Below are 22,065 nucleotides of genomic sequence, written 5' to 3' on the forward strand. Positions count from 1 at the left end.
TGCCGTAAGGGATCGAATCGGTTCGACTTTGGGGGCGAGGGAGCCATGCCCCCCATGTCGAACCGGTTCGCGTGCAGTGAAGTTAGGAGTAACCCGGAGGGGCTGTCAACGGCCCGCACCGAAATTTTCGTGACGGGAGCGAGTTCGGACGGACCCTCTTGAAGGTCTCCGCGACGGCTCCCAGTCGGCCCCGCCGACACAGGTGTCGGCTCGGTCCTGACGAACCTCTTGACACCCTCTTGCACGCGCTAATAGCGTCTGGCCGAATTTCCGGACAGTGTTCCAAATGTCGAACAAAAGAGCCGCCAGTCCTCGCACCACGCGCGCACCCGACCTGCGTAAGCCGCCATGTACGGCCTCGTCGTCCGCCACCCCGATCGGACGAGAGGCGTGACCACTGCCTTCACTCCGGGGCGATGCCTTCCCGTTCCACGCTCCTTTTGCTCGACGACAAGACCAAGGATGTTGCTGTCATGGGCACTTCAGGAATATGTCGTGTGTTCGTCGGTCCCGGCTGTATCTGCTTGCACCCGTAGAAAGACAGGAAACGCGTATGTCCGCGATTTTCTCCCGGCTCGCGACGGTACTGATCGCCGCATGCCTGCTCTTCACTGCCCCAGCCCTGACGACACCCCAGCTGGCCGCCGCAGCCGATCCCGGTTACCTGATGGTGCACTTCACCGGGGAAGGCGCGACCGGTCAGCAGATGTACCTCTCTCACAGCACGGACGGGCTGCACTGGAACGACCTCAACGGCGGAGGGATGGTCCTGCGCTCGACGATCGGTACGCAGGGGGTGCGTGACCCCGCGTTCGTGAGGTCACCCGACGGCAGCAAGTACTGGATCATCGCGACGGACCTGTGCATCGGCTGCGGGCAGTCATGGAGTCAGTCCATCAATGACGGCAGCCGCAACCTGGTGGTGTGGGAGTCGACGGACCTGGTCACCTGGTCGAAGCCGTGGCTGCTGAACGTCGCCGGCGCGATCCCCGACGGGCGCAACGCGTGGGCGCCGGAGGCGATCTGGGACCCCGCGACGAACGACTTCGTCCTGTACTGGGCGACGAACGTGCCCCTCAACGGCGCGACGAAGCACCGCATCTTCTACGCCCGCACCAGCGACTTCCGCACCATCACCACCCCGCGGATCTACATCGACCGCCCCGGCGCCCAGGAAATCATCGACACGCAGATCATCGAGGTGCCGTCAGGGGTCGGGAACTACCGTTACGTGCGGGCCTCCGGCGACGGGCAGATCACCCTCGAAGGCAGCAACTCGATCCTGGGGACATGGACCGACCTCGGCAACCTCTCCGGTATCGGGCTGACCGGCGCGCAGGTCGAGGGCCCGATGTGGATGAAGTTCAACGGCACCAACAGGTGGGCGCTCTACCTCGACCAGTACGCCTCCGGTGGCGGTTACATGCCGGTCGTGACGACCGACCCGTCCGATCCCACCGCCTACCAGAAGCCGGCGTCGAGCACTTACAACATGGGCGGCACCAAGAAGCGCCACGGCTGGATCATGAACCTGACGGCCGCCGAGGAGAGCCGCGTGCTCGCCCGCTGGCCCAACACCGCGGTCAACCGGCTGCAGTCGTTCAACTACCAGGACCGGTACGTGCGGCACACCAACTTCGACGTGCGCATCGACCCCAACGTCAGCCCCCTCCAGGACTCCCAGTTCCGGATCAGGACCGGCCTCGCGGGATCGGGCACCGTCTCCTTCGAGTCGGTGAACTTCCCCGGGTACTTCCTGCGGCACTCCAACTACGACTTCCAGCTGGTCCACAACGACGGTACCGGCCAGTTCGCCCAGGACGCGAGCTTCCGCCAGGTGGCCGGACTCGCCGACCCGACCTGGTCGTCGTTCCAGTCGGTCAACCACCCCGACCGCTACATCCGCCACTACGCCTACGAGTTGCGGCTCGACCCGATCACCGACGCGACGGGACGCGGCGACGCCACGTTCCGCGTGACCAGCTGACCCGCACCACCAGGGATGCCGGCGCCTCGACGCCGATCTCCCACCGGCCTCCCGCCCTCGGGCGGAGAACGCGCCGGCATCCCACTCCCACCCGCGATCCGCCTCCGCCGGCCGCACGAGACGGCGGGGGCGGTGTCGTCCGGAGGAACACCGCCCGTACATCGGCGGCGAAGATCCCCGCGTTGTTGACCAGGATGTCGAGGCCGCCGAGCGTGCGGACGGTCGCCGCGACCGCGGCGTCAGGGTCGTTGCGGTCGGCCCTGATCACGAGTGCCCGGCCGTCGGCGGCCTCGATCGCCGCGCCTGTGCCGCGGTTGCCGCCGGTCACGACCGTGGTCTTTCCCACGAGTTGGGCCGGAGGGTGCTTTCTGGAGACATTCGTTTGATTGCTTCGGGTTAGACAACCTTTGCCAGAGTCTGAACGTCCAAGGAACAACAGGAGACGCACAGTCTCCGTTTAGGGGGAGCGTTCATGCTCAAGGTGAGCATCGTGGTGCCCGTTTACAACGCGGGCCGCTACATCGACATATGTGCGCCATCACTCTTACGTCAGACCTTGGGGGAGGACGCGTACGAGATCATCTACGTCGACGACGGCTCGACCGACGACTCCGCACAGCGGCTCGACGAGTTGGCCGACATGCACGCACATGTACGAGTGATCCACCAGGAGAACTCCGGCTGGCCAGGCAAACCACGCAACGTCGGCATCCGGGAAGCGCGCGGCGAGTACATCCAATTCGTCGACCAGGACGACGAGTTGACCCCGGCGGCCCTGGAACACCTGCACCGGCTGGCCGCCCGCAACGGGTCCGACATCGTCATGGGCAAGGTCATCGGCACCATGCAGGGACCCAGCAACGTGTTCAAACGCACCGTGGAGCGCTGCACGGTCGAGGACGCGCCCCTCATGGAGAGCCTCACCCCGCACAAGATGTTCCGCCGCGACTTCCTGCTAGCCCACGACATCGAGTTCCCCGAGGGCCCCGTGCGCCTGGAGGACCAACTCTTCATGGTCCGTGCCTACTTGCGCGCCAAGACGGTCTCGATCCTCGCCGACCACCCCTGCTACGTATGGAAGCGCCGCGACGACGGCGGCAACACCAGCAGCCGCGGCACCACCCCGGAGGACTACTACGGTCATCTCCGCACGGTCGTCGAGGCCATCAAGCAGGACACCCGCCCCGGCCCGCTGCAGAACCACTTGCTCCGCCGCTCCTACCGCGTCGAACTCCTGCGCCCGGTGAACGAACCCCGCGCCCTCCAGCGCACCGGCAAGAACCTGGAGCGCCACTTCGACGTCGTACGCCGCATGGCCCTGGAGGCCTACCCGGCCGGTGTCCGCGACGGCCTGCCCGCCCTGACCCGGCTCCGGGCACACCTGCTGGAGGAGGGCCATCTGGACTCCCTCGTCGAACTCGCCCGCCGCACCCAGCGCATCAGGCCCGAGGTCACCGTCGACGACATCCGCTGGCGCGACGGAAAGCTCCACGTCACCACGACGATCGGCATGCGCCGCGCCGACGGTGAACCCCTCACCCTCGTCGAACGCTACGGCCGTATGCTCCTCGACCCCGAGCTGCTGGCCGGCATCAAGGGTGCCGAGGGCTGGGAGGCCCCGCACCCGCTCGGCCATGCCTACGGCGAACTCCTGGTCCACGACACGGCCCGGGACCTGTGGTGGTACCCGGACGCCGACCTGACCCCCCGCACCCAGCCGCTCGGCGGGCACCGCCACCGCGTCGTGCTCACCGGCGAAACGGCCATCGACCCCCTCACCCTGGCCGGCGGCCGGGCGATGGAACCCGGCAGCCACGTGGTGTGGGCGAGCGCCCAACTCCTCGGCGTGGGCCGCAGGGCGAGGGTGACCCGCAGCGACGGCGAGACGCGCGGTGCCGCTCCGGACCTCGGTCTCGGCGCGGGCCTCGGTCTCGGCTTCGGCTCCGTCAAGGTGGGAAACCCACCCCATCTGGTGATCCCGGCCTGGAGCGGACCGAGCGGCCAACTCCGCCTCTCCGTACGCCCACCGGGCCAGGCCACGCTCCCGCACCGCCTCTACCTGCGCACCACGTCGGTTCCGCCCATCCGCCGGGCAGCCCGTACGGTGCTCCACCGCCTCCCTCCGGACGTCCGGCGCCGGGCGAAGAGGCTGGCGCGCAGGGCGGATCCCTGGAGCGGCAACTGAGAGGAGAGCCGGAGCGGGGGCCGGAAGGCCCACGCTCCGGCTCTCCCCGGCCGGTGCCGGCATCGGGCGAGGTTCGCGGCCTCACCGCAGCGTGGTCTCCTCGCCGATCGCCTGCGCGCGGGCGGCGGCGACGACCAGGGCCGTGGCCGCGGCGTCCTGCACGGCCACGCCGACCGACTTGTAGAGGGTGATCTGGTCCGGTGCGGTACGCCCCGGCCTGCTGCCGGCGATGAGCTCGCCCAGTTCGGCGTGCACGTGATCAGCGGTGATGACGCCGTCGCGGATCGGTAGGAGCAGGTCGTTGCTGCCGGCCGGAAGAGGGGCGAGCACCGCCTGACGCGATTCGACGCACACCAGCGCCTCGGCCACGGTGGCGTCGTCGATCTCGCGGCCGGCCGGGTTGTACCCCACGGACGTGATGTGCACTCCGGGTGTCAGCCAGGAACGGCGGATCACGGGTTCGGCCGTGTGTGTCGTCGCGGCGGCGATGTCCGCGCCGTCCAGCGCCTCGGCGTACGTGTTCACGGCCTGGACTTCGGCCTCCAGTACGGCGGAGAGCTCGGCGGCCAGGGCTGCGGCTCTCGCGGGATCCCGGCCCGCGACGCGGATCCGCCGGATGGGCCGGACCCGGCAGATCGCGAGGGCGTGGGACCGGGCCTGCACGCCGGTGCCCAGCACGGCCAGCACCGTCGCGTCCTCGCGGGCCAGCAGCCGCGCCGACAACGCGGAGCAGGCGCCGGTTCGCGCTGCGGTGATGGCCGTACCGTCCAACAGGGCGGTGGGCTCACCGGTGTCCGGATCGAACGCCACGATCAGCGCCTGATGCGTGGGCAGCCGTGCCGCGTCGTTGTGCGGGAAGAGTGACACCAGCTTGGTCATGAGCACCCCCGCCGACGGCAGGAAGCCCGGCATGGCCGCCAGGAACCCATCGTGTTCGGGCACCAGGGCGGCGACGCGGTCGGGTACCGAGGCGCGGCCCGCGCTGAGGTCCGCCATCGCGAGGGCCAGGGCATCGATCAGGGAGTCCACGTCGAGCAGGGCTTCGACCTGCGAGCGGCCCAGAACGAGCATGCGTCTCAACCTCCTGATATCGGTCGTACGGCCCACGCCGCACAGCCGAAGCGTCAACCGTGGCCCCCACTGTTCCGGCTGCGACACGCCGGATGCTGATGCGGGTGCGAGTGGGGCGCCGGCCCCGGCAGGCGGCCATGCCCGCGGTCAGCAGTGCGCACGCCCCCCTGTGGTGAACAGCCTCAGCTGCCGGTGAAACGCCGTACCCCCGACGGGATAGCCCATCCGCTGACCTGGTCTCAGGCGAAGTCGGCCTCGGTGATGCCGCCGGGATGTCCGGACGGCCACTCCACCAACTCGATCCGATAACCGTCAGGGTCCGTGAGCCACGACGTCTTCGGGCCGTCGGGTCCCCCCGGGTACTGGAGAGGTTCGGGCCGCAGGCCGGCTTCGGTCAGCGTCTCCAGGGTGGCGGCGAGCCTCTCCACCTGGATCGCGAGGTGGTCGAAACCGCTGCCCACGTCGACCGCCGGGGCGCCGGGGCGGTGGACCAGTTCGAGAGAGGCCGCCGGTTCGTCGGGGAACTTGAGGATCACGAGGCCGGCCCCGTCGCCGACCTCGACCCGGCCCAACTCGGTGTAGCCCAAGGCGGTGTAGAACCCGAGAGAGCGGGCCAGATCGGTGACGCGATAGGAGACGAAGAGCGTCTTCACACGGCCTCCCCGGGCCGACGCACCTGGTAGCGGAGATGCGTGACGTCCCGGTCCTCAAGCCGTCGGACGAGGTCGAGTTCGATGTGATCGCCACCGAGGTGATCGAACAGCCGACGCCCCTCTCCGAGGAGGACCGGGACCAGGTGGATCTCCATCTCGTCCAACTGCCCGGCTCGGAGCAGTGCTTGGGCCGCCCCCGCCCCGTGGACCATGACCGGCCGGTCACCCGAGGCTGCGCGCGCCTGACGGGCGCAGTCCTCGACATCGGTGACGAAACGCGCGTGGCCGGGTGGCACGTCCCCGTCGTCGACCTCGTGGGTGAGGACGAAGATCGGCACGCCGTCGTGGTGATCGCCCTGCCAGCGCCCCGCGAGTTCGAAGGTGCGACGGCCGGAGATCAACGCGCCGGTCGCCAGCGCTTCGCGGTAGACCTGACCGCTGGGACCGTCGGAGTTCCGGTCGTCGAGCCAGTTGAAGAGTCGTCCACCGTCGCGCCCGAGCTCCTGCCCCGGCCGGTCGTCCGGGCCGGCGACATAGCCGTCGAGCGACATCGACATGTACAGCCGAATCGGATGGTTCATTGTGGCCTCTCCCTCTCGGGGTTTCTGGAGCCGCCGACGACGTGGGCTGGTCCGGTCACAAGGAAGACTTCGGGCAACCGGCGAACTCATCGGTCCGACACGCCGGTCTGCCGGGGCCTGACGGCGGGAGCTCCGTACGGCCCCGAAGACTCGTCGGCGGTGTGGCGCGGGTGCCGGGCCATGCCGATCGTCAGTGGTGGCAGCGGCAGCGGGATGTCCAGCAGGCGCAGTCCCAGCCGTGTGCGCCGCGTGGGGTGAGCGGTGACGGGGGCTCGTCGGGCAGCACGGCGTCAAACGGGCCGGAGAGGCGTCCCCGGCGGCTGACCGTCACGTGCACCGCCGCAGCCGGCCCGGCAGGCCTCCAGGTCGATCCGCCCTTCGCGCAGTGCGGAGCCGGCCTCCCACAGCCCCGGCGCCAGCGCCGCGCCGACCACGTCGGCGGCATGGACGGTGAAGGTGCGCCGCAGCGTGACGGGATCGATCCCCCGCTGGGGGTGAGCTTCGACGCCGGAAGCCCGCCGCCCGGACCCCCTCGGCCGCGGTCGGTCAGGGCTTGCGGGCGAGGGCGGCCGCGATGAGGTGTTCCCAGACCGTGAGTTGCCGTTCGCCGCTGTCGTTCCATGGGGTCGCGGTCTGGTCCGGGCGCCACAGGGGCGCTGGGACGATCCCGGGGTCGAGGATCTCCAGGCCGTCGAGGAGAGAGGCGATCTCCGCGTCGGTGCGCCACCGGCCGCGCCCGAACGTCTGCTGGAGGACCTTCTCGGCCTCCTGCGTCTCCGGGTTGTCGCCGGAGCGGAAGTGGCTGACGAAGAAGTAGCTTCCGGAGGGGACGTTCTCGCGCCAGTAACGGACGATCCCGGCCGGGTCCTCGTCGTCGTTGACGTGGTGAAGGATGGCGCTGAACATGACGGCGACGGGCTGAGTGAAGTCGATCATGCGCGCGGTGTCGGGGTGGGTACGGACGCCCTCGGGGTTGCGCACATCCACCGCGACGACCCGGGTCCGCTCGTCCTTCTCCAGCAGCGCACGTCCGTGGACCAGGACTTGGGGGTCGATGTCGACGTAGATGACCCGGGACTCGGGGGCGTGCCGTTGCGCGACCTGGTGGACGTTGTCCGCGGTCGGCAGGCCGCTGCCCAGGTCGATGAACTGCCGAATGCCGGTGGTCCGCACGATCTCCCCGACCGCGCGGGTCAGCGCCGCGCGGTTGGCGAAGGCGATGGCCACCGAGCCGGGCAGGTCGCGCTTGAACACGTCGCCGATCTCTCGGTCCACGGCGTAGTTGTCCTTGCCGCCCAGGAGATAGTCGTAGACGCGCGCAATGCTGGGCTTGGACGGGTCGATGGAAGAGCCTTCGTACGTCATGACGATCATTTTCCCCATAACGTCCCCTGCTGGCCACGGTTTTGGGATGCCGGGGCCGACTGATCGGGTCGCGGAGGCCCAGGGCGGCACTGGTGACGCTGACCTTCCGCTGAGGTCAGCGTCTGCGGGTGTCAGTGGCGGGCAGGACCAGTGATGCCTCCTGACATGTGGTCAACTGCCCTCGGCAGGCGTGGCGGTGGCCGTGCTCTGCTCGGCTCGGCGGAAGTCACCGGGAGTGGTACCGGTGTGGCGAGTGAAGAATTTGCCGAAGTTGGTGGGTTCCGAGAAGCCGAGCCGGCGGGCGACGAGGGCGACCGGTTCCTCGGTATGGGCGAGGAGCCGTCTGGCCTGGAGGGCGACCCGGGCGTCGATGACCTGTTTGACGGACTGTCCGGTGGCGGCCTGGCAGGCGCGGGTGAGGGTCTTGACCGTGTAGCCGAGGCGGTCGGCGTAGTCCTCGGCGCGCCGGGTGGAGGCGAAGGAGCGCTCCAGCTCGGCGCGGAACCGGGCGTAGACCTCACCGCCCGCGTGCTGGTCGGGGTGTGCGCGGTGCCGGGGGATGCGGTCGATGTGCAGCAGGAGGGCCGCCAGCAGCAGGCGCAGGATCCCGCGGGACGGGTCGCCGGCCCGGTCGTACTCGGCCCGGAGGCGGGCGAGCAGGGCGGACGTGGCCGCGTAGTCGCCGCTGGTGCCCAGTTGCCAGCAGCTGGGTGCGGACCAGTCGTCGGCGAGGCCGCTCGCGGCGGCCGTCTCGGGAAAGGCGGCCGTGAACAGCAGGTGGGTGCCGTTCATCCGGCCGGGAGCGGTGAAGCGCTGGACCTGGCCGGGGCGGACCCACAGCAGGGTGCCGGGGCGGCAGGGGTAGGTGACGAAGTCGCAGGTGTGCTCGCCGCTTCCCTGGGTGATCAGGGTGAGCGAGTGGAAGTCGGCCCGGTGGACCCGTTGCAGGGTGCCATCGGCGACCCGGCCCTGCAGCGCGGCCAGATCGGTGATCTCGATGCCGGGGACCGGGGCGTGCGGGGGGTTGAACCCGAATCCCGGGATGGCTTCGCCATCGGCTCCGTCAGGGGCATGGCTGCCGACGCGGCTGCGGCTGTCCGTTTTTGACCATGACACGTCTCCACCGTACCTCGCTGGCCAGCGCTGTTTCCCGGACAGTGGGAGGTGAGGCCGGACCAGCGCCTCGACCCACCAGCAGGAGGCAGGCATCATGAACGGCACGGTCACCGTCATCGACAAGAGCGCGGTGCGCATCCACAGCTACATGGCACCCGACGACAGCCTGAACGTCACCACTCAGCTGATCGAGACCCCGGCCCGGGTGATCGCCGTGGACGCCCAGTACGCCCTGGCCTACGCCGACGAGGTCGTCGCCTACGCGCGCGCCCTGGGCAAGCCGCTGGACCGGGTGATCATCACCCACGCCCACCCGGACCACTTCCACGGCGCCGCCCGCTTCGGCGTCCCCGTGCACGCGCTGGCCGCGGTGCGCGACCAGATCACCGCCCAGGGCGACGGCCAGGACCCGTCGGGGACGGTCATCCCGGTCGCCGACGTGACACCGACCGTGGAGATCACGCCGGGCACCGAGGTCGTCGACGGCGTCCGGTTCGTCTTCGAGGCCCACCGGGGAGGCGAGGCGGCCGACGAACTGGTGATCAAGCTCCCCGAGCAGGGCGTCCTGGTCGCGCAGGACCTCGTCTACCACGCCACGCACCTGTTCCTCGGCAACAACGATGTCCCCGGCTGGGTCAAGGCCGTCGACGAACTCGCCGCCGCTCCCGGCTACGACACCGTCCTGGCCGGGCACGGCCTGCCCGCCTCCCCGGAGGTCTTCGACCAACTGCGCGCCTATCTGGCCGACGCGGGCGAACTGCTCGGCGACGACGGCGAGGCGTACAAGCAGGCGATCACCGCGCGCTACCCCGGCTTCGGCGGTCCGTTCCTGATCGACATCGGCAACCAGTACCTCTTCGGTGCCGGGAATGCGGAGAACTCCGAGAACGCCGAGAGCGCCTGACACCTTCCTCCAGCGAACGGATCTCACCATGAGCAGGATCACCGTATTCGGCGCGGCCGGAAAGGCCGGCTCGCGCGTCGTCGCGGAGGCTGCCGCACGCGGTCACCAGGTCACCGCTGTCGCCCGCACCCTCGACAAACTGACCGCCCTCCCGGACGGCGCACAGGCGGTCGCCGCAGACGCCACCGACCTCGAATCCGTCGCCCGGCTCGCCAAGGACGCCGACGTACTCGTGCTGACCGTCGGCGGCCCGGACGCCGCCCTCTACACCGACGCCGTCGCCACCGCCGCCTCGGCCGTCCGCAACCTTGGCCCGGCCGGACCGCGCATCCTTCACATGGGCGGCGGCGCCGGCCTTCTGACCGAACAGGGTGTGCGCTTCTTCGACGCACCGGGCTTCCCCGAGGAGTTCAAGCCCTACGCCATCGGTCAGATCCGCGCGCTGGACGCCTACCTCGCGCTCGACGACGGTGTGACCTGGACCTACCTGTCCCCGCCGCCGGTCCACTTCGCCCCCGGCGAGCGCACCGGCCACTACCGCACCGGTCTCGACCGGCCCGTCCTCGGCGACGACGGCCAGGCCCGCATCTCCTACGAGGACTACGCCGTCGCCCTCGTCGACGAGATCGAGAACCCCCGCCACCTCAACCGGCGCTTCACCGTCGGCTACTGACCGGTCAGGAGGCCGACCCACCGCACCATCCCCGGCCGGGGCGAGAGGCTGAGCATCCGCCGCCACCGGTGGGAGTACGCGGCCGCCTTCGACGTGGACTTCCCGAACACCAGGTAGGTCACTCTTGCGGTCCGGACAGGACCGGACCGGGTCCGGACCCTGCCGCCCGACCCCGCTACCGCCGCCTCCGTCGGCCGTAGCAGCAGGACGCCCTCCTGGCCGAGCAACGCTGACCCCGCGGCATCTCTGTCCAAAAGACCAGCCCACGCCGACGCGACGCGACGTCACCCCCCGCCTGGGGCCGCGCCGGCCGGCCCGTCGGCACCCGTCCCACGCGCCACCGCCACCGCGGCCGCACCGCCGCCCTGACATACCGCCCAGGCAGCCCCGCGCTTACGGAGACCCGCGCCGAGGGCGCGCCCGCCTCGCCCCCCCGCCAGATCCCGAGCGCGTCCGGCGCACACCTCCGCAGCGCTACCCGAACAGGCGCCGCTGGATCTCGCGCCGATAGTCCTCAAGGGTCCTGTCGAGGTGCGCCGCGGTGGCCTGCGCCGCCTCATCGGGGCGGCCGTCACGGATGGCCCGGTAGATCGCCTCGTGTTCCTCGACGGCCGCCGCGGTGTTCTCGCCGAGCCTGTCATGGATCCCGATGGCACTGGACTGGCGCTGCAGTCGTCGTGCGTCCCGGACGGCGCTGACGAGGAAGGTGTTGTGCGAGGCCGCGGACACGGCCATGTGGAACTCCTCGTCCGCCTGGTTGAACACCTCGACCCGCCCTTGGACGAACCCCTGCCGGCCCTTCTCCATGGCCAGCTCGATGGTGCGCAGTTCCGAGGGAGTGGCGCGCGTGGCCGCCAGGCTGCTGGCGGACATCTCCTGGACCCTGCGGAACTCGAACAGCATCAGTACGTGGTCGATGTCGACGGGGCGGAAGAAACCTCCCCAGCGGCTGGTCACGAGCATGCCTTCGTCGTCCGCGACGAACAGGCCCCTTCCCTTGTGGGCCCGGACGCGGCCCAGCGCGGAAAGGATCTTCACGGCTTCCCGCACGACGGCCCTGCTGGTGTGGAGCGTCTGGGCCAGGTCGATCTCCGTGGGCAGCCGGTCACCCGCCACCAGGCGTTCCTCGGCGATGTACTCGAGGATCTGTTCCGCGACGATCTCGTACCCGGGACGGTAGTCACGCCGCTCCTCCGAGCCGGTCGCCGCCGCGGGCGCAGCGGGAGGGACCTGGGACGGCGAGGTCCCTTCGATCGTCGGCGTGTCGTCCATCTGTACTGCCTCCCGAGTGACTGCGGCGAACGCGACTGATCGCCTTGGAGCCGACAGCATCCTAACGCAAGAGAAGAATAAGTCGTACTCATTCTGGTCAAGATCTATGGCCCAAGCCTGCACTCTTTGGGTGCGTAAATGCCGATTGTGATGAGAAATGGGTTGCAATCCTTGCCCGGACGTACCGAACCCGGCAAAAAAACGTCGTACACACCCTTGACTAACCCCTCGATGAGGCGGCTAATTTCATCCAGGCCGACAGCGCTGCAGCCGCCCTCCGAGTGACCGATGCCTGCCCGGGACGGCCCGGCGTCGCCCTATTCCTCGCGCCACCTGCCCATCTGCTCGGGGCACCGCAAACCCAGTGGAGTCAATCGTGACCGTCAACAAGCCTTCGCCCAGCCCGAAGAGAACGCTCGGAAAGAAGCGTGCGGCGTTGCTCGCCGGGTGCGCAGCCACGGTGTCGCTGGCCCTGACGGCCTGCGGTGGCGGCGGGACCGGCGGTACGACCACCAAGGACGGCTTCGCCCAGGCGCCGCAGAAGGACGGGGCCCTGACCGTCTGGGTGGACGCGACCAGGATGGACGCCGCCAAGCTGTACCAGCAGCTGCACCCCGAGGCGAAGCTGGACATCGTCAGCTACGACGGCGACGCCAACGGCTCGAACTACCTCCAGACCAAGGTCCAGCTCTTCAACCGCACCGGCAAGGGCTGGCCGGACGTCGTCTTCAGCTCCCAGAACAACGAAGCCTCCTGGGCGGTCGACGCGGGCTTCGCCGCCCCGCTCAACAAGGGGCTGGTCCCCGGGTCGACCCTGGGGCAGTTCTCGAAGGGCGCCAACGACGTCTGCACGGTGAACGGCACCGTCTACTGTCTGCGCAACGACCTCTCCCAGGCGGTGCTCTGGTACAACGCCCCGCTGCTGAAGCGGTTCGGCTACTCGGTGCCGGCCACCTGGGAGGAGTACCAGCAGCTCGGCGAGAAGGTGGCCAAGGAGCACCCCGGTTATCTCGTGGGTGACGCGGGTGACTCGTTCACGCCCGAGATCTACCTGTGGGCGAGCAAGTGCGGCGCCAACCACATCACCGGGCCCAAGGCGGTCTCGGTGAACACCACCAGCGAGGCCTGCACCAAGATGGCCAAGCTCCTGGACGTGCTGATCAAGAACAAGTCCATGTCCATCAGCGGCGTCTTCAGCACCGACTTCGGCAAGAACCAGGCCGACAAGGTCCTGCTCATGCCGGGCCCGGCGTGGTACGGCGGCGCGGTCTTCAGGGACACGCTGAAGGTCCCCGCCAAGCAGATAGCGGCGGCTCCCATTCCGCAGTGGCAGGGAGACAGCGCCCCGTCCACCGGCAACGTCGGCGGCGGCACCTGGCTGCTGTCCCAGCACTCCACCCACATCAAGGCGGCCACCGACTTCCTGAAGTGGGTCACCACCGACAACGCCTACCAGGGGGAGAAGGCGCCCGGCTTCCCGGCCTACGCGCCGGCGGCCGAGGCCTGGCTGAAGGGACAGGCGGCTTCCGGGTACTTCGCCAGTGACCTGAGCGCACTCACGACCGCCTCCTCCCAGGTCTGGCCCGAGTGGGGCTCCGGCCAGTTCAGCCAGGAGGCGATCTGGGCGGCCACCGTCAAGCCCGGCCTGACCCAGGGCAAGTCCATCGTCTCGATGCTGCCGGCCTGGCAGGACTCCATCGTCAAGTACGCCAAGTCCAACGGATACAAGGTCTCGCAGTGACCCTCAGCCACTCCTCGACCGGCTCTGTCCACGGGCGCCCCAGCGGCGCCCGTCGGCAGAGCCGGGCCGGCCTCGCCTTCGTCGCCGCCTACGTGATCCTCCTGATCGCGTTCGGCATCCTGCCGACCGGATACGCCGTCTACTTCGCCTTCACCGACGCCGGCGGCACCTTCACCGGCTTCGGCAACTTCATCACCACGGCGCAGGACTTCCGCTTCATGGACGCCGTCGGCCATGTCGCGCTCTACCTTCTGTTCTGGCTGGTCTCCCTCGTGGTGTTCGTGGTGAGCCTGGCGCTGCTGCTGCACCGTCTCGCCTCGGGCACCCTCAGCAGATCGCTGCGCTTCTTCTTCTACGTCCCCGGCGCGCTCGCCGGCGCCGCGAGTGTGCTGGTGTGGCTGTTCATGCTGGACCCGACGGTGAGCCCGGTCAGTTCGCTGCTGGGCCTGCTGGGCTTCCACACCTTCGGCGAGGTGATCGCGCCCGGCAACCTGCCCCTGCTGTTCACGGTCATCGCGTTCTGGACCGGAGCGGGCGGCTGGATCGTCGTCATCTACGGCGCCCTGAACAACATCCCCAGTGACGTCATGGAAGCCGCGCGCATCGACGGCGCGGGGGCCTGGCAGACCGCCTGGCACGTGCAGATACCCATGCTCCGCAAGTGGATCGTGTACATGGTGATCCTGGCCTTCGCGGGCGGCGCGCAGCTCTTCGTGGAGCCGCAACTGCTGTCTCTCGCCAGTGTGGGCGTGGCCGGACGCGACTACGCGCTGAACCAGTTGACGTACGACTTCGCCTTCCAGATGAACAACGTCAACGGTGCCGCCGCGGTCTCGGTGGAGCTTCTGGTCGTCAGCGTGTCGGCCGCCGCGGTCTTCGTCGCACGGTCGGGGTTCTTCGATGCCGACTAAGACGTCCGCGGGACCGACCGGCGTCCCACCGCGCACGGAACGAGGAGCGAGTGCCATGAGCCCAGCGCCCCGCCAGGCCTCCGGGCGGCGTCGCCCGCGTCGCCTGGTGCCCCGCCTGCTGACCGGCTCCGTACTGCTCGTCTTCCTGGTGTTCTTCGTCCTGCCGGTGCTCTGGCTCGTCCTCGCGGCGACCAAGACCGACCAACAGCTCGTGCACGGCAGCCCGTTGTCCTTCGGCTCCTGGCACGCCTTCAAGCACAACTGGGACGGCCTCACCGCGTTCCAGGACAACGCCGTCCTGCAGTGGCTGGGCAACTCCACGCTGTACGCGGTGATCTCCCTGGTCATCACCCTCTGCGTGGCGGTGCCGGCGGGCTACGGCCTGGCCATGACCGAGTTCCGCGGCCGGCACACCCTGCTCGTGTCGACTCTCGTCGTGATGCTCATGCCGACCGCCACCCTGGTCGTGCCGTTGTTCCTGGAGATCAACGCGGCGCACCTGATCGGCACGATGTGGTCGATCATCCTGCCGTACTCGTTCTACCCCTTCGGCGTGTATCTGACGTACATCTACTTCACCACCGCCGTACCGAAGGACCTGCTGGCGGCGGCCCGGATGGACGGCTGCTCGGAGTTCGGCGTCTTCCGGTACATCGCGCTGCCGCTGGCGACCCCGGTCATCGCCCTCGTGGGCTTCTTCAGCTTCGTCGCCAACTGGACCAACTACTTCCTGCCGTACGTGATGCTCCCCGAGAGCGACCAGATGCCGATCCAGGTGGGCGTCGGAAGCCTCCTCAGCAACGTGCCGTCCTTCAACCCGGCCGTCGGCCCCCTCGCGATAGAGCGCCCGCAACTGGCGCTGGCCACGCTGCTGGCCATCACACCGGTGCTGATCGTCTTCCTGTTCGCCCAGCGCTTCCTGGTCAGCGGGATGCTCGCCGGAGCCACCAAGGAGTAGATCCCGGCCCACTGCTCCCGGCGTGACACCCGGAGCCCGCGCCCTTGTGCCCTGCCGCGTTTCCCGGCGTGCGCACCATGCCGCCACCCCGAACGGAGATCCATCCCATGCCCTTCAGCTCCTCCGACCGTGTATCGGGTGAGGACGCAGCGGACGTCGTCCCACCGACCGCACCCGAGGTCCAGGCCCGGGTGCCGGTGCTCGAACCACCGGGCTGGGCCCTTGCGCAGCGGTCCCTGTTCGACCTGCTCGACCACGCCTGGCGCCGCTTCGCCCGCGACTTCACCGGCCCCGACGGCCGGCTGAACTACACCGGCTCACTCACGAGCCGCGACGGTGCGGACGACTTCTACGAGGTGTTCTTCAACTGGCCCCAGCTGTACCTCCTCGGCGGCGCCGACGACCTGCTGCCCGCGAGCGAGAAGCACTGGGAGGGCGTGACCCGCCAGCTCACCGAACTGGGCATGCTGCGCGACGAGTACGAACGCGGCTACGACTGGTTCCACCAGGGCGAGAGCCTGCTCCTGCTCTACTTCCTGTGCATGGCCGCCCCGGACCGCTGGGCCGAACGCGCGCTGCGCTTCGCCGAGTTGTTCGTCGACCCGGCCCACGGCAACTACGACCCCGACCACCGTGTCATCACCCGTCCCCACAACGGCAGCGACCCCGACCGCACAGGCCTGTTCGACGGTGACGTCTATCCCTGGCTGCAGAAGGAGGCCGACACGTACGGCTTCCCGCTGGAGTGGATTCCCGAGGCGGACGGCGGCCCCTACCCCCTCTCCGCCGACCCCCGTCTCGGCGCGCAGATGCGGGACCGGACGGGCGTCGGCGACACCGCGGTCAACCTCGCCGCGGCCGGACTGGTCCTCAACGCCTGGATCCTGTCCGGCGAGGACCGCTACCGCGACTGGATCGTCGAGTACGTCGGCGCGTGGCGCGAGCGCACCGAGGCGAACGGCGGTCTCGTCCCGGACAACGTCGGCCCGGACGGCGTCGTCGGCAGCCTGCTGGAGGGCCGCTGGTACGGCGGCCACTACGGCTGGTCCTGGCCGCACGGCTGGCACAGCGTCGGCCACGCGGCCTGTGTGGCGGTGCTGGCGGCGGCCACGGTCACCGGGGACGACGACCACCTCACCATGGTCGCGAGTTCGCTCGACTTTCTGATCGAACGCGGCAAGGTCATGCCCCACACCGAGGCGGACTCCAGTCTGCCCTCCAAGTGGGCGGCCGAACTCGGCCCGGACACCCGCACGCCCACCCCGCATCTGCCGTTTAGGCACAACGACGCGGGCTGGTTCGACTACAACCCGGCCACCCCGCCCGTGCCGGTCGCCCTGTGGCATCACACCGCCTCCGCCTCCGACCGCGCCCGGCTGGAGGCACTGCGGGAGGCCGACGGTATCGACTGGCGCACCGTCCGCCCGTTCCGCGCCAAGGAGGAGTCCGGACACGAGAAGGCATGGTTCGCCTTCCTCGCCGGGGACGACCCCGGCTACCCCGAACGGATCCTCGCCACCGCCCAGGCCCAGATCCGCCACCGGCTGCGGCGCATCGACCGGTACCGCGACCTGGACGTGCCCGAGGCCGACATCCATGTGTGGCAGCAGTGCAATCCCGTGGCCACCGAGGCTCTCGTCCAGCTGACCTGGGGCGGCCCGCAGGTGCTCTACCAGGGCGGCCTGCAGCAGGCGAGGCTGCGCTACCACGACGCCGAGGCCCGCCGCGCCGGCCTGCCGCCGGACGTGGCCGCCCTGGTCACCTCCATCGACCCCGAGGCGACCACCGTCGAACTGGTCAACCTCAGCCCCGAGACCGAGCGCACGGTGATCGTGCAGGCGGGCGCCTTCGCCGAGCACACCATCGCCGCCGTCCGCTACACCACCTGCCAGGACGACAGCTGGATCGGGGACATGTACGACTACGGCCACACCGAGCCGGTGGTCAGCGAGGCGGAGACGTCGTGCGACACCTCCTTCCTGACGGTTCGGCTGCCCGCGTCCACCCGCATCCGGCTGGTGCTCCGGCTCCGTCTGCGCACCGGCACACCCAGCTACCGCACCCCGTTCGACACCCCGGCCGACCTGTCCCCGGCCGCGGAGGGAGAGACCGCATGAAGCGCGTCGCGCAGACCATCAGGCTCCGGCCCGGGCACCGCGAGGAGTACCTCCGCCTCCACTCGGCGGTCTGGCCCGGCGTCGAGGCCGCCCTGCACCGGGCGAACATCCGCAACTACAGCATCTTCCTCCACGGCGATGCGCTGTTCGCCTACTTCGAGTACCACGGCGACGACTTCGGGGCCGACATGGCCGTCCTCGAAGCCGACCCCGAACCCAGGAATGGTGGAAACTCACCGACCCCTGCCAGGAGGCGTGGCCCGACCGGGGCGACTCCCGCCAGTGGACGGAGCTGACCGAGATCTGGCACCTCGCCCCGCCCGGCCACGGCGCGACCACCTGAGGCCCCACACCGGACCGACCGACTTGGAACCCGCCATGACCCCCGCCCCCCTCCTCATCGACGCCCACCACCACCTGTGGGAACTCGACCGGCGCCCCCAGCCCTGGCTCGACGATCCCGGCCTCGCATCCATCAGTCGGACCTTCACCCCCGGCGACCTGCGCTCCACGGCGACCACCCCCATCGCGGGCCGCCACCTGCACGGCACGGTGGTCGTGCAGTGCATGCCCGACCTGCCCGAGACGCAGGACCTGCTCGCCCTCGCGGAACAGGAGCCGCTGATCGAAGCGGTGGTCGGCTGGGCGGACCTGACCTCGCCGGCGATCGGCGAGGTACTGGACCGACTGCTCGCCGGACCGGGCGGCGGGTATCTGCGCTCCCTGCGCCACCTCGTCCAGGGCGAGACGGACCCGAGCTGGCTGCAACGCCCGGACGTCGAGCGCGGGTTGGCGGTAGCCGGGGACCGTGGGCTCTCCTACGACGTCCTGGTCCACAGCCACCAGCTCGACCAGGCGATCGACCTCGCCGACCGCTTCCCCGACCTGCCCCAGGTGCTCGACCACGCGGGCAAGCCGAACATCGCCGGGCGCGCACTGGAGGACTGGCGGCGTCAGGTGCGACGGCTGGCCGCACACGAGCAGGTGGCCTGCAAGCTGTCCGGACTGATCACCGAGGCCGACCACGACAACTGGACCACCGCCGACATCCGCCCGGTCTGGGACACCCTGCTCGACGCCTTCGGTCCGGACCGGCTGATGTTCGGCTCCGACTGGCCGGTCGCCAACCTCGCCGGCGGCTGGAACCGCTGGGCCGACACCGTGGACGAACTGCTCACCGACTGTGCCGAGAACGAGATCCACGCACTCCTCGCCGGCACCGCGACCGCCTTCTACCGCCTGGCCTCCCGCGACTGACGGTCTGCCCCCGCGAAGGCCTGTCCGGGCCTGCGGATCACAGGCGCACCCGTGCGGTCGGCGATGTCCTCCGGGGTCACACCCGGACCGCACTCCACGAGGGCGAGGCCGTCCGGCGTCACGTCGAGGACGCCGAGGTCGGTGACGATCCGGTGCACACACCGTTCGCCGGTGAGCGGAAGGGAGCACTCCCGGACGATCTTGGGGCTGCCGTCCTTGGCGGTGTGCTCCATCAGGACGATCACACGGCGCGCTCCGTGGACGAGGTCCATCGCACCGCCCATGCCCTTGACCATCTTGCCGGGGATCATCCAGTTGGCCAGGTCGCCGACGGCGGACACCTGCATCGCGCCGAGGACGGCGGTGTCGATGTGACCGCCCCGGATCATGCCGAAGGAGAGAGCGGAGTCGAAGAAGGAGGCGCCGGGCAGCACGGTGACGGTCTCCTTGCCCGCGTTGATGAGGTCGGGGTCGACCTCGTGCGCTTCCGGGTACGGCCCGGTGCCCAGGATGCCGTTCTCCGAGTGCAGCACCACGCGGACGCCCGGCCGGAGGTGGCCGGGCACGAGGGTGGGCAGGCCGATGCCGAGGTTGACGTAGGAACCGTCGGTGAGTTCGGCGGCGGCGCGGGCGGCCATCTGGTCGCGGGTCCAGCCCGCCTGCGTACGGACGGTGGTGCTCATGCGGGTACGGCCCCTCGGGTCGAGGACACGGAGGTCCGAAGGTGTTCGATCTGTTTGGCGGCGGCCTGGGCCGGGGTGAGAGGTACGACGCGCTGGACGAAGATGCCCGGCAGGTGCACCTCGTCCGGATCCAGGTCTCCCGGTTCCACGAGCTCCTCGACCTCCGCGATCGTGACGCGGCCCGCCATGGCGGCGAGCGGGTTGAAGTTGGCCGCCGCCCTGCGGAAGACCAGGTTGCCGTCGTGGTCGCCGCGCCAGGCCCGTACGAGGGCGAAGTCGGTGGTGATGGCGTGCTCCAGGACATACCGGCGGTCGGCGAACTCGCGGGTCTCCTTCGGCGGGGAGGCCACGGCGACCGTGCCGTCGGCCGCGTAGCGCCAGGGCAGCCCGCCGCGGGCGACCTGGGTGCCGACGCCTGCGGGGGTGTAGAAGGCGGGGATGCCCGCTCCTCCGGCACGCAGCCGCTCGGCCAGGGTGCCCTGCGGGACGAGTTCCACCTCCAGTTCGCCCGAGAGGTACTGGCGGGCGAACTCCTTGTTCTCGCCGACGTAACTGCCCGTGACCCGGGCGATCCGGCCGTCGGTCAGCAGGACTCCCAGTCCGCGCCCGTCCACGCCGCAGTTGTTGGACACGACCTTCAGGTCGGTGGCGCCCTGGGCGTGGAGGGCATGGATGAGCACGTCGGGAATGCCGCTGAGGCCGAAGCCGCCGACGGCCAGTGACGCCCCGTCGCAGATATCGGCGACCGCCTCCGCGGCGCTCGCGCGGGCCTTGTCCATGGAGTGAGGGCCTTTCTGTCGTTCGTCGTCGCCGGCTCAGACGCCGGTGCGCAGGGCGTCGGAGATCGGCTTCGCGCCGCCGTGCGCGGTGAGGCCGCCGTCGACCGGGATCTCGGCTCCGGTGATGAACGCGGAGTCCTCGGAAAGGAGGAAGGTGACGAGCGGAGTGATGTCGTCGACGGTGCCGGTGCGACCGAGAGGTGTCCCGACGAGGTTCGCCGCGCGGAACGCGGGCGCGGCGGAGGCGGTCATCTCGGTCTCGATGAAGCCGGGGTGGATCGTGTTCACACGGATGCCGCGCGGCCCCAGTTCCATGGCCGCGGTGGCCGACAGGCCGCGCAGCGCCCACTTGCTGGTGGTGTACGCGACGGGGTAGTGGGCGGTCAGCGCCGCCGACGAGCCGACGTTCACGATCGACGCCCCCGCGCGCATCAACGGCGTCAGATGCTGGATGCCCAGGAGCGGACCGGTGACGTTGACGGCGTGGACCCGGGCCATGTCCTCGGGGCGTACGTCGTCGATCCTGGCGCGCCAGGTGACGCCCGCGTTGTTGACCAGCCCGTGCACCTGCCCGTACGCCTCGCCCAGGTGGGCGGCGAGGTCCGCCCACTCCCGCGCGCTGGTGACGTCGAGGCGGCGGCAGCCGGCTTCCTCCGTCACGTCGGTGGCGATCACCCGGGCGCCCTCGCGGGTCAGTGCCTCGGCCTCCGCGGCGCCCTGGCCGCGGGCCGCGCCGGTCACCACGACGACCTTGCCGAGCAGCCTCTTGGGCCGCAGGTCGGTCACGGCCGCTCCCGGCTGCGGCGCCGGCCTGTCGGCAGGGGTACGGGAGCGGCACCGGGGACGACGGTGTTGGAGACCGTGCCGATGCCCTCCACGGTGAGCGTGACCGTGTCGCCGGGCTTCAGCGGCGGCGGGGTTTGTTCGCCCCGCACGCCCCACAGCTCGGCGAGGCAGCCGCCGTTGCCGCAGGTCCCGGAACCGAGGACGTCGCCGGGGCGGACGACCGTGCCGCGGGAGGCGTAGGCGGTCATCTCCTCGAACGTCCAGCTCATGTTGGACAGCAGGTCCTTGCCGACCACCTGTCCGTTGACCTCTGCGGTCAGGGCCAGTCGCAGGAAGCCGTCGGTGTCCCGGTAGGGCTCCAGTTCGTCGGCGGTGACCAGGTAGGGGCCGAGGGCGGTGGCGGTGTCCTTGCCCTTGCAGGGTCCGAGGCCGATCCTCATCTCGGCGGACTGGAGGTCGCGGGCGGACCAGTCGTTGAAGACGGTGTAGCCGACGATGTGGTCGCGGGCCTGTTCGGGGGTGAGGTCGCGGCCCTCCTTGCCGATGACGGCGGCGACTTCGAGCTCGAAGTCGAGCACGCTCGACCCGGGCGGCACGGGGATGTCGTCGTGCGGGCCGTACACCGCGTAGGGGTTCGCGAAGTAGAAGGTGGGCGCCGCGTACCACTGTTCGGGTACACCGGCGGCTCCGTCCACGGACCGCCGTACACCCTCGACGTGTTCCTCGAAGGTGACGAAGTCCCGCACGGTGGACGGCTGGAGCGGGGCCAGCAGACGCACCTCGGAGAGGTGGGGACCGGCCGGGACGTCGAGCAGGGCGGAGCCCGCGTCGAGCAGACCGGGCAGGCCGCCCCCCTCGGCGAGGAGGCCGGCCAGGGAGTGGACGCCGGGAAGTGGACGGAGGGTGCCGTCCTCGGCGACGACGGCCACGTGCCGGCGGGCACGGTGTTCGTACGTGGCGAAACGCATGGCGGGTCCTAGGGGCGTGCGGAAGGGCCCGGGGGCGCGGCGGGCAGTCAGGGCGACA

General features: G+C 70.0%; 20 protein-coding genes and 2 pseudogenes. 10 read left to right on the top strand and 12 right to left on the bottom strand.

The window, feature by feature from the left end:
• The first annotated feature begins 553 nt into the window (after positions 1–553).
• Entirely contained in the window at positions 554–1,987 is a 1,434-nt protein-coding gene (locus AQI94_RS29285; protein WP_031037471.1) for a glycoside hydrolase family 43 protein, read from the top strand.
• Here AQI94_RS29285 and AQI94_RS45340 read toward each other — a convergent pair.
• The gene (locus tag AQI94_RS45340; protein ID WP_031037475.1) at positions 1,938–2,333 is read right to left on the bottom strand and encodes a Rossmann-fold NAD(P)-binding domain-containing protein; all 396 of its coding nucleotides are present in this window, start codon (positions 2,331–2,333) and stop codon (positions 1,938–1,940) included. The two genes, AQI94_RS29285 and AQI94_RS45340, sit on opposite strands and share 50 nt — an antisense overlap.
• A 126-nt stretch (positions 2,334–2,459) precedes the next feature.
• Here AQI94_RS45340 and AQI94_RS29295 point away from each other — a divergent pair, with 126 nt between their 5' ends.
• The gene (locus AQI94_RS29295; protein WP_031037479.1) at positions 2,460–4,172 is read left to right on the top strand and encodes a glycosyltransferase family 2 protein; all 1,713 of its coding nucleotides are present in this window, start codon (positions 2,460–2,462) and stop codon (positions 4,170–4,172) included.
• 81 nt (positions 4,173–4,253) lie between these two features.
• Here AQI94_RS29295 and AQI94_RS29300 read toward each other — a convergent pair whose 3' ends face one another.
• The 6 genes and pseudogenes from AQI94_RS29300 to AQI94_RS29320 form a co-directional block, all read right to left on the bottom strand.
• A complete protein-coding gene (locus tag AQI94_RS29300) occupies positions 4,254–5,243 on the bottom strand; it encodes an ornithine cyclodeaminase family protein (protein ID WP_031037481.1) in 990 nt (329 codons plus the stop codon).
• A 239-nt stretch (positions 5,244–5,482) separates the two neighbouring features.
• Positions 5,483–5,896 (bottom strand): VOC family protein, encoded by a 414-nt coding sequence (locus AQI94_RS29305; RefSeq protein ID WP_031037484.1) that lies wholly within the window; start codon positions 5,894–5,896, stop codon positions 5,483–5,485.
• A complete protein-coding gene (locus AQI94_RS29310) occupies positions 5,893–6,477 on the bottom strand; it encodes a dihydrofolate reductase family protein (RefSeq protein WP_031037487.1) in 585 nt (194 codons plus the stop codon). The genes AQI94_RS29305 and AQI94_RS29310 overlap by 4 nt, the downstream gene beginning before the upstream one ends.
• An 86-nt stretch (positions 6,478–6,563) precedes the next feature.
• A pseudogene (locus AQI94_RS45815) lies at positions 6,564–6,995 on the bottom strand (hypothetical protein); the annotation flags it as partial.
• 28 nt (positions 6,996–7,023) lie between these two features.
• Positions 7,024–7,842, bottom strand: a complete 819-nt coding sequence (locus AQI94_RS29315; protein WP_037941063.1) for an SAM-dependent methyltransferase — start codon at positions 7,840–7,842, stop codon at positions 7,024–7,026.
• Positions 7,843–8,013: 171 nt separating this feature from the next.
• Positions 8,014–8,958 carry an AraC family transcriptional regulator gene (locus AQI94_RS29320; RefSeq protein WP_225890285.1) on the bottom strand — a complete coding sequence of 315 codons (945 nt, stop codon included), beginning with the start codon at positions 8,956–8,958 and terminating at the stop codon, positions 8,014–8,016.
• Between the two features lie 94 nt (positions 8,959–9,052).
• Between AQI94_RS29320 and AQI94_RS29325 the strand changes: the two genes are divergently transcribed.
• Together AQI94_RS29325 and AQI94_RS29330 are read left to right on the top strand one after the other, a co-directional pair.
• The gene (locus AQI94_RS29325) at positions 9,053–9,862 is read left to right on the top strand and encodes an MBL fold metallo-hydrolase (protein WP_031037495.1); all 810 of its coding nucleotides are present in this window, start codon (positions 9,053–9,055) and stop codon (positions 9,860–9,862) included.
• A gap of 28 nt (positions 9,863–9,890) precedes the next feature.
• A complete protein-coding gene (locus tag AQI94_RS29330; protein ID WP_031037497.1) occupies positions 9,891–10,535 on the top strand; it encodes an NAD(P)-dependent oxidoreductase in 645 nt (214 codons plus the stop codon).
• Positions 10,536–11,009: 474 nt separating this feature from the next.
• On the opposite strand, the gene AQI94_RS29335 is transcribed toward AQI94_RS29330, so the two are convergent.
• Positions 11,010–11,807, bottom strand: coding sequence for a FadR/GntR family transcriptional regulator (locus AQI94_RS29335; RefSeq protein WP_031037500.1), 798 nt, complete (start codon positions 11,805–11,807; stop codon positions 11,010–11,012).
• Between the two features lie 376 nt (positions 11,808–12,183).
• Between AQI94_RS29335 and AQI94_RS29340 the strand changes: the two genes are divergently transcribed.
• From AQI94_RS29340 to AQI94_RS29365, 6 genes and pseudogenes are all read left to right on the top strand, one after another.
• A complete protein-coding gene (locus AQI94_RS29340; protein ID WP_031037503.1) occupies positions 12,184–13,548 on the top strand; it encodes an ABC transporter substrate-binding protein in 1,365 nt (454 codons plus the stop codon).
• The gene (locus AQI94_RS29345) at positions 13,545–14,459 is read left to right on the top strand and encodes a carbohydrate ABC transporter permease (protein WP_031037505.1); all 915 of its coding nucleotides are present in this window, start codon (positions 13,545–13,547) and stop codon (positions 14,457–14,459) included. The genes AQI94_RS29340 and AQI94_RS29345 overlap by 4 nt, the downstream gene beginning before the upstream one ends.
• A 55-nt stretch (positions 14,460–14,514) precedes the next feature.
• On the top strand, positions 14,515–15,417 hold the full coding sequence (locus AQI94_RS29350; protein ID WP_051831891.1) for a carbohydrate ABC transporter permease: 903 nt from the start codon (positions 14,515–14,517) through the stop codon (positions 15,415–15,417).
• Positions 15,418–15,524: 107 nt separating this feature from the next.
• Entirely contained in the window at positions 15,525–17,534 is a 2,010-nt protein-coding gene (locus AQI94_RS29355; RefSeq protein WP_031037510.1) for a hypothetical protein, read from the top strand.
• Positions 17,531–17,787, top strand: a pseudogene (locus AQI94_RS29360) (L-rhamnose mutarotase); the annotation flags it as partial. The gene AQI94_RS29355 and the pseudogene AQI94_RS29360, both read left to right, overlap by 4 nt.
• A gap of 125 nt (positions 17,788–17,912) precedes the next feature.
• The gene (locus AQI94_RS29365) at positions 17,913–18,791 is read left to right on the top strand and encodes an amidohydrolase family protein (protein WP_031037513.1); all 879 of its coding nucleotides are present in this window, start codon (positions 17,913–17,915) and stop codon (positions 18,789–18,791) included.
• On the opposite strand, the gene AQI94_RS29370 is transcribed toward AQI94_RS29365, so the two are convergent.
• Genes AQI94_RS29370 through AQI94_RS29385 form a run of 4 tightly spaced genes read right to left on the bottom strand, consistent with a single transcriptional unit; the run spans position 18,767 to position 22,007 of the window.
• Positions 18,767–19,474: a CoA transferase subunit B gene (locus AQI94_RS29370; RefSeq protein WP_051831892.1), complete on the bottom strand. Its 708-nt coding sequence runs from the start codon at positions 19,472–19,474 to the stop codon at positions 18,767–18,769. The two genes, AQI94_RS29365 and AQI94_RS29370, sit on opposite strands and share 25 nt — an antisense overlap.
• Complete coding sequence (locus tag AQI94_RS29375; protein WP_031037520.1) at positions 19,471–20,253, bottom strand: CoA transferase subunit A; 783 nt, start codon at positions 20,251–20,253, stop codon at positions 19,471–19,473. The genes AQI94_RS29370 and AQI94_RS29375 overlap by 4 nt, the downstream gene beginning before the upstream one ends.
• A 36-nt stretch (positions 20,254–20,289) precedes the next feature.
• A complete protein-coding gene (locus AQI94_RS29380) occupies positions 20,290–21,039 on the bottom strand; it encodes an SDR family NAD(P)-dependent oxidoreductase (protein ID WP_031037522.1) in 750 nt (249 codons plus the stop codon).
• Positions 21,036–22,007 (bottom strand): fumarylacetoacetate hydrolase family protein, encoded by a 972-nt coding sequence (locus tag AQI94_RS29385; protein WP_031037525.1) that lies wholly within the window; start codon positions 22,005–22,007, stop codon positions 21,036–21,038. Before AQI94_RS29385 ends, AQI94_RS29380 begins: the two co-directional genes overlap by 4 nt.
• Positions 22,008–22,065 lie beyond the last annotated feature (58 nt).

This window comes from Streptomyces pseudovenezuelae (assembly GCF_001513955.1).
Lineage (GTDB): Bacteria > Actinomycetota > Actinomycetes > Streptomycetales > Streptomycetaceae > Streptomyces > Streptomyces pseudovenezuelae.

Coding starts and splice junctions, on each gene's coding strand:
- AQI94_RS29285 (WP_031037471.1), top strand. CDS start 554: ATGTCCGCGATTTTCTCCCGGCTCGCGACGGTACTGATCGCCGCATGC.
- AQI94_RS29295 (WP_031037479.1), top strand. CDS start 2,460: ATGCTCAAGGTGAGCATCGTGGTGCCCGTTTACAACGCGGGCCGCTAC.
- AQI94_RS29300 (WP_031037481.1), bottom strand. CDS start 5,243: ATGCTCGTTCTGGGCCGCTCGCAGGTCGAAGCCCTGCTCGACGTGGAC.
- AQI94_RS29310 (WP_031037487.1), bottom strand. CDS start 6,477: ATGAACCATCCGATTCGGCTGTACATGTCGATGTCGCTCGACGGCTAT.
- AQI94_RS29315 (WP_037941063.1), bottom strand. CDS start 7,842: ATGACGTACGAAGGCTCTTCCATCGACCCGTCCAAGCCCAGCATTGCG.
- AQI94_RS29325 (WP_031037495.1), top strand. CDS start 9,053: ATGAACGGCACGGTCACCGTCATCGACAAGAGCGCGGTGCGCATCCAC.
- AQI94_RS29330 (WP_031037497.1), top strand. CDS start 9,891: ATGAGCAGGATCACCGTATTCGGCGCGGCCGGAAAGGCCGGCTCGCGC.
- AQI94_RS29335 (WP_031037500.1), bottom strand. CDS start 11,807: ATGGACGACACGCCGACGATCGAAGGGACCTCGCCGTCCCAGGTCCCT.
- AQI94_RS29350 (WP_051831891.1), top strand. CDS start 14,515: ATGAGCCCAGCGCCCCGCCAGGCCTCCGGGCGGCGTCGCCCGCGTCGC.
- AQI94_RS29355 (WP_031037510.1), top strand. CDS start 15,525: ATGCCCTTCAGCTCCTCCGACCGTGTATCGGGTGAGGACGCAGCGGAC.
- AQI94_RS29365 (WP_031037513.1), top strand. CDS start 17,913: ATGACCCCCGCCCCCCTCCTCATCGACGCCCACCACCACCTGTGGGAA.
- AQI94_RS29370 (WP_051831892.1), bottom strand. CDS start 19,474: ATGAGCACCACCGTCCGTACGCAGGCGGGCTGGACCCGCGACCAGATG.
- AQI94_RS29375 (WP_031037520.1), bottom strand. CDS start 20,253: ATGGACAAGGCCCGCGCGAGCGCCGCGGAGGCGGTCGCCGATATCTGC.
- AQI94_RS29385 (WP_031037525.1), bottom strand. CDS start 22,007: ATGCGTTTCGCCACGTACGAACACCGTGCCCGCCGGCACGTGGCCGTC.